Consider the following 13,863-nt stretch of genomic DNA (forward strand, 5'->3'; position numbering starts at 1 on the left):
GGGGTATCCGGCAGCTCCACCGGCACCGGATTGTCACCGATTTGGCTGGCCAATCGCGGCCTGACCCACTGCCCGCGATTGGCCAGCACCGCCGTGGCGGTTGCCAACTGCAGCGGCGTCACCTGCCAATAGCCCTGACCGATGCCGACGGAAAGCGTCTCGCCGGGATACCACGGCTGGTTGAAGCGAGCGCGCTTCCAGTCGCGTGATGGCATCAATGCGCCACTCTCGCCGAAAATATCGTGGCCCACGCGCTGACCGAAGCCGAAGGCACTCATCTGATCGTGCAGACGATCGATGCCCATTTCGTGGGCCAGCGAATAGTAGTAAGTGTTGTTGGAAACGGCGATGGAGCGCTCCATATCCACTCTGCCATGCCCCCAGCGCAGCCAGTTGCGATAGCGGCGGCTGTCATTGGGTAGCTGGTAGAAGCCGGGATCGTTGATCGTCCGGTCCGGAGTGATGACCCCCTCCACCAGGCCGGCTAGAGCGAGAAAGGGCTTGATGGTGGAACCCGGTGGGTACTGGCCGCGAATGGCGCGGTTGAAAAGCGGCAGATCGATGTTCTCCTGCAGCTCCCGATAGGAGGCAAAATCGATGCCGGTGACGAACTGGTTACTATCGAAGCCCGGGGCAGACACCATGGCCAGAATCTCTCCGGTTCCGGGCACCAGCGCCACGATCGAACCACGACGACCATCGAGCAGCTCGTAGGCAAGATTCTGCAGCTCCCTGTCGATGGTCAGGGTCAGATTCTGTCCCGGCACCGGGTCGGTACGCCCCAATTCGCGCAACACACGCCCACGGGCGTTGGTTTCCACCTGACGCAACCCCGCCTCGCCGTGCAGTACGTCCTCGTAGAACCGTTCCACACCGGTCTTGCCGATGAAGTGGGTGCCGGCATAACGCCCCGGATCGAGAGTTTTGACCTCTTCGGCATTGATACGACCGACATAGCCGATGGCATGAGCCATGATCTGTGAATCGGGGTAATAGCGCAGCAGCTGCGCTTCGACCTCGATTCCAGGCAGGCGATGCCGATTGATAGCCAGCCCGGCGATCTGGGTCTCGTCGAGATCGCTCATCAGCAGCGCCGGTTGAAAAGGCCGCTGCGGCTGACGGGCACGAATGCGAAAGCCCTCCGCCTCCTCCGGACTCAGGTTCAACAGCTCTTCGAGCCGGTCCAGGGTGGTATCCAGATTGTCGACCCGCTCGCGGATCAAGGTCAGATTGTAAGTGGGGCGGTTCTCGGCCAGGAGCACGCCGTTGCGATCGTAGATCAGACCTCGCGTCGGAGGCAGCGGCTCCACTCGTACGCGGTTCTTCTCGGAGCGCGTGCTGTACACCTCGTGCTGGACCACTTGCAGGTAGACGAGCCGGCCCGACAGCAGTCCGCTCAGGATCAGGATCGTCAGCACCGCCAGGAAGGCGCGCACACGAAAGATGCGCAGCTCCTGCTCGGGATTCTTGAGGGTGTCACGGCGATCGCGCATGCCGGCTAATGATCTCGACTCAGGTTTCGGTGTGGGACCGCTCAGCGGTGGTAGGGATGTCCCACCAGCAGGGTCCAGGCGCGGTAGAGCTGTTCGGCGAGTAGCACTCTGACCAGCGGATGAGGCAGGGTCAGCGGTGACAGCGACCAGCTACGGTCAGCGGTGGCGGAGAGCTCAGGGGCGAGGCCATCCGGCCCCCCCACCAGCAGCGCCACGTCGCGCCCTTCAAGCCGCCAGCCCTCGGCCTCCTCGGCCAGGCGTTGGGTACTCCAGGGTCGCCCGCCGACTTCGAGCGCCACGATCAGCTCGTCTCCACGAAGTCGTTCACGTATCCGCTTGGCCTCGAGCGCCACCGCCTTGGCGGTATCGGCGTTCTTGCCACGCTGGCCCGGAGCGATCTCCTCTATCTCCAGGCTGAAATCACGGGGCAGCCGCTTGCGGTATTCCTCGACACCTTCGTTGACCCAGCCGGGCATGCGAGTGCCAACCGCCAGCAGGCGGATCTTCATGCCCCACCCTGCTCCTGCTGCTGTTCGGAATCGCTGGGCAAATCGGCCCACAGGCGTTCCAGATCGTATAGCTGGCGGGTGTCGGGCAGCATGACATGGACGACTAGGTCGCCGAGGTCCACCAGGACCCAGTCGGAACCTGCCTGCCCCTCCACGCCCAAGGGCTGGATACCACTGGCCTTGGCCTGTTCGACCACATGCTCGGCCAGCGCCGCCACGTGGCGAGTCGACGTGCCGCTTGCCACGACCATCAGATCGGTGACGCTGGTCAGCCGGGACACGTCCAGCAGCGCGACATCCTTGGCCTTGAGGTCCTCCAGTGCATCTACCACCAGTGTCTTGAGCGATTCGTTCTGCATAGCCCCTCATCAACGGGAAGTCTTGGTCGGCGCCATTGTAGCGCCTTGAGCCGCCGCTGGCAGCGTTCAACCATCACGATACAGCGAGTTGGCGTTTATTCTTCGTTCTACGGCCTCGGGCAGCAGGTAGCGAACGCTCAGACCCTCTGCCAGGCGTTGGCGTATCGCGGTTGCCGAGAGCGCCAAGCGGGTAGGTAACGTCAGGCGCAACAGTCCCCCTGCAGGGCGCTGCATGAGCACACCGGGACTATCGACCTCCCGCCCTGCAATCAGTTCGGCCAACGCCTGGGAAAGTGGCGACTCATGATCGGGACGATCGATCACCACCAGATGAGCAAGCTCGAACAGTCGACCCGGCGAATGCCATTCGGTGAGACGCAGAAAGGCGTCATGGCCCAGGGCCATGACCAAGCGAGCCTGGCTGCCATACTCTTCGCGCAGGCTCGCCAGGGTATCGATGCTATAGGAGGGGCCGTCACGCTCGAGTTCACGGCCGTCGGCCACGAGCCCCGGCGTATCGCCTATCCCCAGCCTGAGCAAGGCCAGGCGCTCCTGCGAAGTTACCTGGGGCTCGCCGCGCAGCGGCGGCTTGCTTGCCGGCACCAGATGCACGCGATCCAGCGTCAAGGCTTCGTGCAGCTCGACGGCACTGCGTAGATGTCCAATGTGAACCGGGTCGAAGGTTCCCCCCAGCATCGCTACCCGAGGCGGTTCGAGCGGCCTGACGGCCTGGCGGCATGGCAGCGCACCGCTCTGAGCCGTCACTGGCGTACCTGGCCGTCACCCAGCACCACGTACTTGCGGGTCGTCAGCCCCTCGAGACCCACCGGACCACGCGCGTGAAGCTTGTCGGTGGAGATGCCGATCTCCGCGCCAAGGCCATATTCGAAACCATCGGCAAAGCGAGTCGAGGCATTGACGATGACCGAGCTGGAATCGACCTCGGCCATGAAGCGGCGTGCCAGGCCGTAATTCTCGGTGACGATGGCGTCGGTGTGGTGTGAGCCGTAGCGCTCGATGTGCTCGATGGCGGCGTCGATGCCGTCGACCAGGCGCACCGCCAGTACCGGCGCCAGGTATTCGGCATGCCAGTCCTCTTCCGTGGCAGCCGACATCCCGTCGAGTATGGCGCGGCTACGCTCACAGCCACGCAGCTCGACATCGTGCCGGGCATAGGCCTCGGCCAGGCGCGGCAATATCCGCTCGGCAACCTGGGCGTCGATCAGCAGCGTCTCCATGGTATTGCAGGTGCCATAGCGATGCGTCTTGGCGTTGACGGCAATGGCCAGGGCCTTGTCGAGGTCGGCGGTAGCGTCGATGTAGACGTGACAAACGCCGTCCAGATGCTTGATCACCGGCACGCGTGCCTCACGCGAGATTCGTTCGATGAGCGACTTGCCGCCACGCGGTATGATCACATCGACATATTCGGGCATGGTGATCAGCTGTCCGACCGCAGCGCGATCGGTAGTGGCCACCACCTGTACCGCTGCCTCAGGCAACCCGGCGTCGCACAGACCATCTCTAATACAGGCGGCGATGGCGGCATTGGAATCCCGCGCCTCGGAGCCACCGCGCAGAATACTGGCGTTACCGGACTTCAGACACAGACTGGCCGCCTCCAGGGTCACGTTGGGCCGCGATTCGTAGATGATGCCAATCACACCAAGCGGCACGCGCATCTGACCTACCTGTATGCCGCTGGGACGAGAGTGCATACCGTCGATCTCGCCTACGGGATCCGGTAACGCGGCTACCTGCACCAGCCCCTCGACCATGGCATCGAGGCGGTCGTCGTTGAGTGCCAGCCGATCCAGGAGAGCCGCCTCGAGGCCACTCTCGCGACCGCGCGCCAGATCGGCGGCGTTGGCCGCCAATATCTCGCCGCGCTGGCGCTGCAAGTGTGTGGCCATGGCCAACAAGGCGCGGTTCTTGTCTCCCGTTGCTGCGCGGCGCATCTGGCTGGCAGCGGCACGAGCCGCCTGCCCAAGACCCACCATATAGGCAGCGACATCGGCCACCTCGACAACGGAACGTTCGGTTTGGGGGGCGTGAGCGGTCATGCTGTCGAAGTTCTCCTGGCAGAGCGCCACTGGGCGCTGGGGACGTTATACTGGCGCGATACCTCGTTGGCCCCCATAGTAAGGCACCATGCAGAGCAAGTACAAAGTCGGGCTGATGCGCCTGAATCTCTGGGCCGCGGCGCTGCTCCTAATCCTGCTGGCCTATCTCTCGGAACCGCTGACCAGCGCTCTGCTGCTGGCCCTTGCCAGTGTCTGGCTGATGGTGACGGCGAGCCGGCTCGAATTCAGCTATCGCCGCCCCGCTGCCGTTCCCTGGCAGTTGCTGCCTAGCCTGCTGCTGGCTGGCCTACTGATTACCGAACCCGAGCGCCACGCCCTGTGGATATGGGTCTGGCCCGCCCTGCTGATGCTGCCTCAACCCGGCTGGGTGCTCGCGCTGAGCTGTGCACTGGCCGGGGTCACCTGGTGGCGACTGGCTGAGCTGCTCGGGATCGAACAGACTCTCTTTTCCGGGCTGGTGCTGCTCCCCTTGATGCTGCTGGGTCTGTCACGCAACCGCTATCTGCTACCAACACGGTCCAAAGCTCGCCAGCGTATGCGCCTGGTGCCGGGCCTTCCCCTCTGGAGCAGCCAGCAGCTGGCGATCGACTTACGCCTTGAACGCGCGCGCTGCCGCCGGGAAGGCGTCCACGGCGAACTCATGCTGATACGCACGCCTCGCGGCCAGTTCTGGCCATTGGCCCAGGACCTCTGCCGTTTGACCCTCGAGTTCGAGAATTGCTATCGCCTCGATCGACGCACCCTGGCCACCCTGTTGCTGAGCCGCAACGATGAGCAGGTCATGAAGCGGCGCAAGGTGCTGCTCAAAGGACTGCGGCCCCATGTCGAGGTACGCTTCATAGCACTCAGCCAGGTAGCCTCCCTCGAGGATCTCGCGGCGCAATTCAAGCCAGGGCGAGCGAAAGAAGGAATCGAGACGGAGCGCCACGATGGATGATGAAAGCCGCAACCTCGCGGGCCGCTTCGTCTTTGCCTATGCCTTCACCATGCTTCTGCTGGGCGGATATGCCACCTGGCGCTATCTGATGGGCGATTACGAGCGCATCCTGCTGCCGGCATCGCTCGCCCTGGTGATGCTGGTCGCCTGCCTACTGCACGTGGCCCGTGTCAGTCATGCTCGTCTGCCGGCCTACCTGGCGCTTATCGTCGGTTACCTGATGCTGGCGCTGGAACTGCCATGGCTCGAGGGAGCGGCCATCATGTGGCTTGGCCTGGCTCCCTTGCTCACGGTCCTGCTACTGCCGCTCGCCTCAGCAATGGTGTTGAATCTACTCCTGGCTCCCGCCTGGCTCATTCTCAGCGACACGCTGACCGAGCCGCACGTCATTCTCAGCTATTTGGCCATGACCCTGGTCGTCGCCCTGGTACCGTGGGAGCAGCGTCGCCAACAGGCGTTACTCGACGCCACCAACCCGCGTGATCGCCACTGCAATGCGCTGGCTCGCGAAGCCATGCACGAATTGCTGGTCAGCGAGTATCAGCGCACCCAATTTCTTGGCCAGCCGCTGGGCGTGCTGGTCATACACTTGCCTCAGCTGGAAATGGCCAGTGAGCAGTTTGGGAGCAGGGCACGTCAGACCCTGCTCGACGCCCTCTGCCTGGCCGTTCAGCGTTGCTCGCGACGACACGATTTCCTGGGGCGTCAAGGCGACGCGACCTTCTGGCTGGTACTACCCGACACCAGTCAGGGCGGCGCCCAGATGGTACTGCAGCGCATCGAGCAGGCTCTCGAAGCCACCGTGCTGGTGGATACCGGCCCCCTACGCGCCTCCATTGTCCATTTCCAGCGACTTCCCGGCGAGAGCTGGCCACGCTTCGAGCAGCGCCTGCTGGAGCAGACACGGCAGCTTGGCGAAACCTGATACGCTCACTGGACCCGACAGGCTCGTCCGAACAAGGAGTTATCGTTGAGCATGATCGAGACACTGCAACAGCTTTCGCCCTCCCCCGAGATGCTGCTGCTCATCGTTGGCGCCATCGCCCTGCTCGAATCTCTCGCCCTGGTCGGGCTGCTGTTACCCGGTGTATTGCTGATCACGGCGGCAGCCTCTCTGGCCGGGCACCAGGATCTGGCCATAACATCGCTCTTGCTGGCGGCCTTCATCGGCGCCGTCATCGGCGACGGCATCAGCTTCGCCCTGGGTTACAGCCAGCGCGAGAGAGTCACCCGGCTATGGCCACTGTCACGCCATCCCGAGTGGCTGGCTCGCGGCGCTCGGTTCTTTCAGCGCTATGGCAGTCTGTCGGTCTTCTTCGGACGCTTCGTAGGGCCGGTGCGCCCCGTCATCCCACTCATTGCGGGCATGCTGCACATGTCGCCCCGGGCCTTCCTGTGGGCCAACCTGGCGTCGGCGGCATTATGGGCCCCGGCCTATGTGCTTCCTGGGTACCTGCTCGGCCAGACCTGGCAGCAGCTGCTGACGATTCCCCCGGGGCTCGAGGCGTTGCTCATCATCGTGGCGGCGATCATCGTGGTACTGGCGGTAGCTTTTTCATGGCTGCGTTATCAGGTCAGCCGCTCCGGGCGTGTCTATCGAATGCTGGCCCATGGAGCAAGACGAAACCGCCTGCTGCGGCGGACCTGGCTGAAGCAGAGCTGGCGGCGCGGCGAGGTACCGCTGGCTAGCTGGCTGCTGCTGGTCTTCTCGCTTGGTGGAGCTTCGGGGCTGACCATCGCGGTCATCCGTCAGCGTGGGCCTTTTCTCATCGATCTGCAGGTTCACGCCTTCTTCGACACGCTGGTCGTGCCGATGATGCCCGAGGTGGGCCAGCTCCTGGCGCGCATCGGGGACATGTACGGCATCCTGGCATTGGTACTACCCTGGGGCATCTGGCTGCTGGCGCGACGCCACCTGGCTGCCTTCGCCCATATCGCCTGCGGCCTGGGAGCCATCGCGCTGATCAATACGTTCGGCAAGGCGCTTATCGGCCGCCCCCGTCCGGACACCCCCGAGTACCTAACCGGTTCGTTGGCCTATCCCAGCGCCCACGCTTCATCCGCTGTGGTGCTGTATGGCATGGCCGCCGCCTTCATTGCTCAAGAGTTGCCGCCGCAGCGACGCTTCTGGGTCTATTGGGTGGCGATCGCCCTGGCGCTACCCATGGCGCTGTCGCGCTTGGTGATAGGCGTTCATTGGCTCTCGGACCTGATCGGTGGCGGCCTGCTGGGATTGGTCGTCTGCGCTCTGGTAAGGCTGGCCTGGCAGCGGGGCCACCACTCCTCTCTCGCGCCCTGCCCCTGGCGATGGCTGGCGGTGGCCTCGATGGTATTGATCAGCCTCCGAGTGGCGTTGCTGCCGCCGGTGTGAGCACACACCGGCCGGGCGGGCCCGTCACCCCAATGCGAGCCATACCCCCACGCCCACCATCAGTGTTCCGGCAATGCGATTGAGCAGCCTGACGTTGCCGCTCTCGCCAAGCACGCGGCGCAGCCCTTTGCCACCAGCGGCATACAGCAACAAGCTGAGGAATTCAATCATCAGGATAACGCCGATCAACACGGCCAGCTGACCGCCCAGCGACCGCGAGGCATCGAGGAAAGGCGGCAACAGAGCGATGAAGAAGGCCCAGCCCTTGGGGTTCGCCACGGCGGTGACGAAGCCCTGTAATGCCAGTTGGCCCCGTGAGACCCTGGGCAGATCGACGTTCTCGAGCGGTATCGCCATGCGCCCGCGCGAGCGCCACATCATGACCCCCAGGTAACCCAGATAGGCTCCACCCACCCACCTGAACAGAGCAAAGAGTTCCGGCTGTCGCAGCATCAGGGCGGCTACGCCGACTCCGGCGGCAAGCGCCACGAGCCCCACCCCGATGAGCTCGCCGGCCATCATCCAGAGAGTTCTTTTTACTCCTTGGGTCATGCCCAGCACCATCGACAGGGTCATGCACATGCCCGGGGTCAGCGAGACGAACAGGAAGGTCGGTACGAAAACCGACAGTAGGGACAGCTTGATCATGCGGCTAGGCCTCGTCTTCAGGCGCTTGTTCTAGCAGGTTCGTATGACATGGCGGTGTCAGGGCGCGGCGTTCACTCGCCCCACCGCGGCATGAGACGATGCTCGATGCCAAGCTGGTTGAGAATACGCGCCACGATGAAGTCGACGAGGTCTTCCACCGACGTGGGCCGGTGATAGAAACCGGGCGCCGCCGGCAGAATCACCGCTCCCATGCGAGTCAGCTTGAGCATGTGCTCGAGATGGATCGCAGAAAACGGCGTTTCGCGTGGCACCAGTATCAGCTTGCGCCGCTCCTTCAAGGCGACGTCAGCCGCCCGTTCGATCAAATTGTTGCTGGCACCGGTGGCCACCGCCGACAAGGTACCGGTCGAGCAGGGACAGATCACCATGGCCGACGGCGCCCCGGACCCCGAGGCCACCGGAGCCATCCAATCCTCACGTCCGAAGCAACGGATCTGGCCCCTCTCGGCGCCACAGCGTTCGGTCAAGGCACTGGCCAGCCGCTCGGGCCGCGCCGGCAGGCTGGCGTCGGTCTCCGTCTCGATGACCAGGTGAGCCGCCTTGGAGACCATGACCCAGACCTCGTGCCCCGCCTCGACCAACGCCTCGACAAGACGCAGACCATACTGCGCGCCGGAAGCGCCGGTGAGCGCCACCGTGACGGGTGGCAGAAAGAGGCCGTCAGCCATGAGCCACCTCGAGCGCCGCCAGCAGCTTTTCATGAATGCCGCCAAAGCCGCCGTTGGACATGACCACGATACGGTCCATCGGTCGCGCCTCGGCGACCAGCGACGCCACAAGTGCGTCGATGTCCTCCTCGAGGCACGCCGGAACCGGGCTCGCCTCGACTAGCGGGGCCAGCGACCAATCGAGGCCCGGCGGCTGGTACCAGTAAACCCGATCGGCTGCTGCGGTGCTCGCCATCAGGCGATCGCGTAGCGTGCCCAGACGCATGGTGTTGGAGCGCGGCTCGATCACCGCCAGCAAGCGTCCTCGCGGAGTGGCGGCGCGCAGGCCCTCTAGAGTGGCGGCAAAGGCCGTGGGGTGGTGAGCGAAGTCGTCGATGACCTGGACACCGCCCACCTCTCCGCGCACTTCCTGCCGTCGCCGCGGCGTTTCGAAGCGAGCGGCGGCGGCACAGGCACGCGCCAGATCGACCCCGCAGACGTGGGCTGCCGCCAAGGCCGCCAATGCATTTCGCGCATTGTAGATACCGGTCAACGGCCAATCGATGACGGCATCTTCATTGGTCTCGCCTTGCTGGTGTACCACGCGAAAACGCGATGCATCGTCGCGCTCAAGCTCCAACCTCCAGGGGCTCGAGGCCTGGTCACCGAAGCGCTCCACCGGGGTCCAGCAGCCCATCTCGAGCACACGATCCAGGGACGGCTCGCCATCCGCCACCAACAGCCTGCCGCGGCCCGGTACGCTGCGTACCAGGTAATGGAACTGACGCTCGATGGCGGCAAGATCAGGGAAAATATCCGCATGGTCATATTCGAGATTGCCCAGCACTGCGATCTCGGGGCGGTAGTGAACGAACTTGGAGCGTTTGTCGAAGAAGGCAGTGTCATACTCGTCCGCCTCGACCACGAAGGGTGACCCGGGAGCGCCGAGCCGTGCCGACACGCCGAAGTTGCGCGGCACGCCGCCGATAAGAAAGCCTGGCTCGAGTCCGGCCGACTCGAGCAGCCAGGCCGTCAGGCTTGCCGTCGTGGTCTTCCCGTGGGTGCCGGCCACGGCGATCACCTGACGCCCCGGCAACACGTGCTCGGCCAGCCACTGCGGGCCTGACGTATAGGGCAGACCCAGGTCGAGCAGCGCCTCGACCTCGGCATTTCCCCGCGACAGGGCATTGCCCACCACTACCAGATCGGGCAGTGGCTTGAGGTTGCTCGCGGCATACCCCTCGCGCAGAGCGATACCGGCCTCGATCAATTGAGTGCTCATGGGCGGATAGACGCCACTGTCCGAACCGGTGACGGTATGGCCCATATCACGCGCCAGCAGTGCCAGACTGCCCATGAAAGTGCCACAGATACCGAGAATATGAACGTGCATTAAGTCCGACCTTATCACCGGGTAGCGCAGGCAGGCATCGCCTGCCGGTAGGGAATCGGCAGACTAGCACGGCGCGACGCCGGCCCTCCAGCCGGCGTGCAGGCTCGGCGCCTTTCGTCTAAAATACATCGCCTTGCCGTAACGCATGAAATGGAACTTTCCCAGGAGCACATAAGCCCCATGGCCCAGCATAACGCCTTCTATGCCCAGTCTGGCGGTGTCACCGCCGTGATCAATGCCAGTGCCTGCGGCGTGATCGAAGCCTGCCGCCAACACTCCGATCGCATCGGCAAGGTCTATGCCGGACACAACGGCATCATCGGCGCCCTGACCGAGGATCTTATCGACGTCAGCCAGGAATCCGACGAAACGATCGCTGCCCTGCGCCACACCCCTGGCGGCGCCTTCGGCTCCTGCCGCTACAAGCTCAAGGACATCGAAAGCCACCGCACCCAGTACGAACGCCTCATCGAAGTGTTCAAGGCGCATGACATCCGCTATTTCTTCTACAATGGCGGTGGCGACAGCGCCGATACCTGTCTCAAGGTCTCGCAGCTTTCCGATAAGCTGGGCTACCCGCTGACCGCCATCCACGTGCCCAAGACCGTGGACAACGACCTGCCCATCACCGACAACTCGCCGGGCTTCGGCAGCGTAGCCAAGTACATCGCCACCTCCACTCTGGAAGCGTCGCTGGACATCGCCTCGATGTGCGCCACCTCGACCAAGGTATTCGTACTCGAGGTCATGGGTCGCCACGCCGGGTGGATCGCCGCGGCCGGCGCGCTGGCTGGAGAAGGCGAAGGCCAGCCGCCCCACCTGGTGATCTTTCCCGAGGTACCCTTCGAGCGCAGCAAGGTAATGACTCGCGTCGAGGAGTGCGTCGAGAAATACGGCTACTGCGTCATCGTGGTCTCGGAAGGCGCCCGCTACGAGGACGGCACCTTTCTGGCCGACTCGGGCAATACCGACGCTTTCGGTCACCGCCAGCTCGGTGGCGTGGCACCGACGCTGGCTGGCATGGTCAAGCAGGATCTGGGCTACAAGTATCACTGGGCCGTAGCCGACTACCTGCAACGAGCCGCACGCCACCTTGCATCGCGCACCGACGTCGAGCAGGCCTATGCGGTGGGACAGCAGGCGGTGGAGCTCGCCGTCGCCGGCAAGAATGCCATGATGCCGGCTATCAAACGCATCAGCGATTCGCCCTATGAATGGCGCATCGAGCCAGCTCCTCTGGCAGAGGTGGCCAACCGCGAGAAGTTCATGCCCCGCGAGTACATTCGCGAGGACGGCTTCGGCATCACTGAGGCCTGTCGCCGCTATCTGTCGCCCTTGATTCAGGGCGAAGACTACCCGCCGTTCGAGAACGGTCTGCCCAAGGTAGCCAAGCTCAAGCTGGCCAAGGTGGAGCGCAAGCTTCCCGAATTCACGCTGTAAGGCGAACGCGGCACTGCAAAGCAAGAGCCCTGGCACCGGCCAGGGCTCTTGCGTTAGAGCTTGCAACGCCGAGCGGTTCTTACTTAAGAAGCCAGGAAAGCACCAGCAGCAGTAACAGAATGCCCGCCACCCCCTGCCAGAAGTTGGCTGGATCGCGCAGGAAACGGCGCGGATCGCGACGCCTCGGCATGTCGCGCCCCTCATGATGTCTTAGCGCATAGAGCAGCTCTGAAAGACGCCTGAAACGCAGGGATCGCTGCGGGTCCAGGGCGCGGCGCAGCGTATCGTCGAGCTGAGCTGAGATTTCGGGGTTGAACAACCTGGCACTACGATAGTCGAGCTGTTCGAGGTCGGTGTGGCTGCGCAGCCGATCGGGCGTCAACTCATAGGGCAATGCTCCGGTGAGCAGCCAGTAGACGGTAGACGCCAGCGAATATTGATCGCTACGCCTCCCGACACTGTCATCCAATGCATACTCCGGCGCACTGTGCTCGGAAAGACCGGTTTGGCGGGCAAGCTCACGTGAGCGCCTATGTCCGTCAAGGTCACGCATGTGACAGGCACTGAAGTCGGTCAACACCACCTGTCCATGGACATCGATCAGAATGTTGTCGGGATGAATACGCTGATGCAGCACGTCACGGTGATGCAGCGCCTGCATCGCCTTGCCTAACTGCACGGCTATATCCAGTCGCTGGGCCAGGCTGGCCTGAGGGTGGCGAAGAGCCCACTCGGTGAGGGTCATGCCCTCCACGTAGGCCATTAGGTAATAGAGATAACGACGCGGCCGCGAGGACTCCATGACACGAGCCACGAACGGCGACTTGACCCGCTCCACCACCCACTGCTGAAGCAAGAAGTGCTCGAGATAGGCGTTGCGATTGGAGAGCTCCGGACTCGGAGCCTTCATCACCATTTCCCGCTCGGTACGGGTGTCGCGCACCCGATAGACCCGGGATTGCGCAGTACGTGAGAGCACTTCCTGCACTTCCAGACCGTCGATGCGCTCGCCCAACGACAGCTCGGGTGGGATAGGCAGGTCCCCATAGATACGACTGGGATGATCGCGCTCTTCTTCGGGCAGCTGGTCGATGCGCACCAGTTGGAAGCAGAACTGATCGGCGCCGTAGCCACGCTCCTGCGCCCTGTCGCGAGCGGCGGCGGCCAACCGTTCGCAGGCGGCGTCGAGGTCACTGGCATCCTGGCGGATCAAGCCGACATAGTCGGAGGGCATCAACGTACCGCGGACCGCCTGAGTGGTGAAAAGGAAGAGATCCCCCTGCTTCAGAGGGAGCTGCAGGTAATCGATATCGATACTGCCGTCCAGACCCAGAGCTCGCGACGGATAGCGATAGCCGCCGAGGTCGGTGATATGGTCTCGCGAGAGCTGTTCGAATTCGGCTCCGCGCAGACGGAAGATGAGCGTATCGCCCATGTGAAACAGGTGCGCTTCGCGACCGCGATAGACCATGGCCGAGAGCGAGGCCACATAGCCGCCGCCTTCGACGAAGGTGCTCTGGCTGTAGCACCAGCCATTGAGTGCGCGCAGCACGCGGGTAGCCGACGTCTTCACGTCCCAGTGGTCGGGCGTGGAGAAATAGTCGGCCAGAAAGCCGCGAACGCTAAGGTCGCCCGCCTGCTTGGCGATGCCGTTGCGCGAGCTGGTATCGCTGATGGCGGCGCTGGCACCCTTGGCGATGTACTGCGCTGGCTGCTCGGGTATGCGCACCGACATGGAGCTGCGGTGGCGCCGTCGATCCGGAGCCACGAAGGCTTGCCCGACACTCAGCGCAAGCCGGTTGGTCGGCAAAACGCGCTCCTTCAAGATATCGCCACTGATCACCGCTCGCTCCGAATGACTGGCCGAACCGCCTGACGTCGGCCATCATACACGCTTGCGGCGATTACCACCTGTCAACCAAAGCCCAAGCCGGGACGCCCCTCACCTATGTCGAATTGGT

The 13,863-nt window shown here is 63.6% G+C and carries 13 protein-coding genes; 4 read left to right on the top strand and 9 right to left on the bottom strand.

Annotated elements, in window-relative coordinates; translation table 11 throughout:
• The 5 genes from mrdA to AC2VNO_RS04245 all read right to left on the bottom strand — a co-directional run.
• Positions 1 to 1,493 (bottom strand): penicillin-binding protein 2 (gene mrdA / locus AC2VNO_RS04225; protein ID WP_486932967.1); only part of this gene is annotated, 1,493 nt, incomplete at its 3' end.
• Between the two features lie 41 nt (positions 1,494 to 1,534).
• Entirely contained in the window at positions 1,535 to 2,002 is a 468-nt protein-coding gene (gene rlmH / locus AC2VNO_RS04230) for a 23S rRNA (pseudouridine(1915)-N(3))-methyltransferase RlmH (RefSeq protein ID WP_486932968.1), read from the bottom strand.
• Entirely contained in the window at positions 1,999 to 2,361 is a 363-nt protein-coding gene (gene rsfS, locus AC2VNO_RS04235; protein ID WP_486932969.1) for a ribosome silencing factor, read from the bottom strand. The genes rlmH and rsfS overlap by 4 nt, the downstream gene beginning before the upstream one ends.
• 66 nt (positions 2,362 to 2,427) lie before the next feature.
• Positions 2,428 to 3,057 carry a nicotinate-nucleotide adenylyltransferase gene (gene nadD / locus AC2VNO_RS04240; RefSeq protein WP_486932997.1) on the bottom strand — a complete coding sequence of 210 codons (630 nt, stop codon included), beginning with the start codon at positions 3,055 to 3,057 and terminating at the stop codon, positions 2,428 to 2,430.
• A gap of 65 nt (positions 3,058 to 3,122) precedes the next feature.
• On the bottom strand, positions 3,123 to 4,424 hold the full coding sequence (locus AC2VNO_RS04245) for a glutamate-5-semialdehyde dehydrogenase (protein WP_486932970.1): 1,302 nt from the start codon (positions 4,422 to 4,424) through the stop codon (positions 3,123 to 3,125).
• An 88-nt stretch (positions 4,425 to 4,512) separates the two neighbouring features.
• Here AC2VNO_RS04245 and AC2VNO_RS04250 point away from each other — a divergent pair, with 88 nt between their 5' ends.
• The 3 genes from AC2VNO_RS04250 to AC2VNO_RS04260 are packed head-to-tail and all read left to right on the top strand — an operon-like array spanning position 4,513 to position 7,753.
• Positions 4,513 to 5,382 carry a hypothetical protein gene (locus AC2VNO_RS04250; protein ID WP_228574504.1) on the top strand — a complete coding sequence of 290 codons (870 nt, stop codon included), beginning with the start codon at positions 4,513 to 4,515 and terminating at the stop codon, positions 5,380 to 5,382.
• Positions 5,375 to 6,307, top strand: coding sequence for a diguanylate cyclase domain-containing protein (locus AC2VNO_RS04255; RefSeq protein ID WP_228574506.1), 933 nt, complete (start codon positions 5,375 to 5,377; stop codon positions 6,305 to 6,307). The genes AC2VNO_RS04250 and AC2VNO_RS04255 overlap by 8 nt, the downstream gene beginning before the upstream one ends.
• 45 nt (positions 6,308 to 6,352) lie before the next feature.
• Positions 6,353 to 7,753, top strand: a complete 1,401-nt coding sequence (locus AC2VNO_RS04260) for a bifunctional DedA family/phosphatase PAP2 family protein (RefSeq protein ID WP_228574509.1) — start codon at positions 6,353 to 6,355, stop codon at positions 7,751 to 7,753.
• A gap of 24 nt (positions 7,754 to 7,777) precedes the next feature.
• Here AC2VNO_RS04260 and AC2VNO_RS04265 read toward each other — a convergent pair whose 3' ends face one another.
• The 3 genes from AC2VNO_RS04265 to mpl all read right to left on the bottom strand — a co-directional run bounded on the left by AC2VNO_RS04265 (position 7,778) and on the right by mpl (position 10,462).
• Positions 7,778 to 8,401, bottom strand: a complete 624-nt coding sequence (locus tag AC2VNO_RS04265; RefSeq protein WP_486932971.1) for a LysE family translocator — start codon at positions 8,399 to 8,401, stop codon at positions 7,778 to 7,780.
• Positions 8,402 to 8,472: 71 nt separating this feature from the next.
• Entirely contained in the window at positions 8,473 to 9,090 is a 618-nt protein-coding gene (locus AC2VNO_RS04270; RefSeq protein WP_486932972.1) for a flavin prenyltransferase UbiX, read from the bottom strand.
• A complete protein-coding gene (gene mpl, locus AC2VNO_RS04275) occupies positions 9,083 to 10,462 on the bottom strand; it encodes a UDP-N-acetylmuramate:L-alanyl-gamma-D-glutamyl-meso-diaminopimelate ligase (RefSeq protein ID WP_486932973.1) in 1,380 nt (459 codons plus the stop codon). The genes AC2VNO_RS04270 and mpl overlap by 8 nt, the downstream gene beginning before the upstream one ends.
• Positions 10,463 to 10,642: 180 nt before the next feature.
• Here mpl and AC2VNO_RS04280 point away from each other — a divergent pair, with 180 nt between their 5' ends.
• Positions 10,643 to 11,902, top strand: coding sequence for a 6-phosphofructokinase (locus AC2VNO_RS04280; protein ID WP_228574521.1), 1,260 nt, complete (start codon positions 10,643 to 10,645; stop codon positions 11,900 to 11,902).
• 79 nt (positions 11,903 to 11,981) lie between these two features.
• On the opposite strand, the gene AC2VNO_RS04285 is transcribed toward AC2VNO_RS04280, so the two are convergent.
• Entirely contained in the window at positions 11,982 to 13,637 is a 1,656-nt protein-coding gene (locus AC2VNO_RS04285; protein ID WP_486932998.1) for a serine/threonine protein kinase, read from the bottom strand.
• Between the last annotated feature and the right edge of the window lie 226 nt (positions 13,638 to 13,863).

The sequence above is a fragment of the Halomonas sp. TH-94 genome (assembly GCF_057473365.1).

Excerpts from the sequence above, each read along its gene's own strand:
- AC2VNO_RS04250 (WP_228574504.1), top strand. The coding sequence starts at position 4,513 with ATGCAGAGCAAGTACAAAGTCGGGCTGATGCGCCTGAATCTCTGGGCC.
- rlmH (WP_486932968.1), bottom strand. The coding sequence starts at position 2,002 with ATGAAGATCCGCCTGCTGGCGGTTGGCACTCGCATGCCCGGCTGGGTC.
- AC2VNO_RS04270 (WP_486932972.1), bottom strand. The coding sequence starts at position 9,090 with ATGGCTGACGGCCTCTTTCTGCCACCCGTCACGGTGGCGCTCACCGGC.
- mpl (WP_486932973.1), bottom strand. The coding sequence starts at position 10,462 with ATGCACGTTCATATTCTCGGTATCTGTGGCACTTTCATGGGCAGTCTG.
- AC2VNO_RS04285 (WP_486932998.1), bottom strand. The coding sequence starts at position 13,637 with ATGTCGGTGCGCATACCCGAGCAGCCAGCGCAGTACATCGCCAAGGGT.
- AC2VNO_RS04265 (WP_486932971.1), bottom strand. The coding sequence starts at position 8,401 with ATGATCAAGCTGTCCCTACTGTCGGTTTTCGTACCGACCTTCCTGTTC.
- AC2VNO_RS04245 (WP_486932970.1), bottom strand. The coding sequence starts at position 4,424 with ATGACCGCTCACGCCCCCCAAACCGAACGTTCCGTTGTCGAGGTGGCC.
- AC2VNO_RS04255 (WP_228574506.1), top strand. The coding sequence starts at position 5,375 with ATGGATGATGAAAGCCGCAACCTCGCGGGCCGCTTCGTCTTTGCCTAT.
- AC2VNO_RS04280 (WP_228574521.1), top strand. The coding sequence starts at position 10,643 with ATGGCCCAGCATAACGCCTTCTATGCCCAGTCTGGCGGTGTCACCGCC.
- nadD (WP_486932997.1), bottom strand. The coding sequence starts at position 3,057 with ATGCTGGGGGGAACCTTCGACCCGGTTCACATTGGACATCTACGCAGT.
- rsfS (WP_486932969.1), bottom strand. The coding sequence starts at position 2,361 with ATGCAGAACGAATCGCTCAAGACACTGGTGGTAGATGCACTGGAGGAC.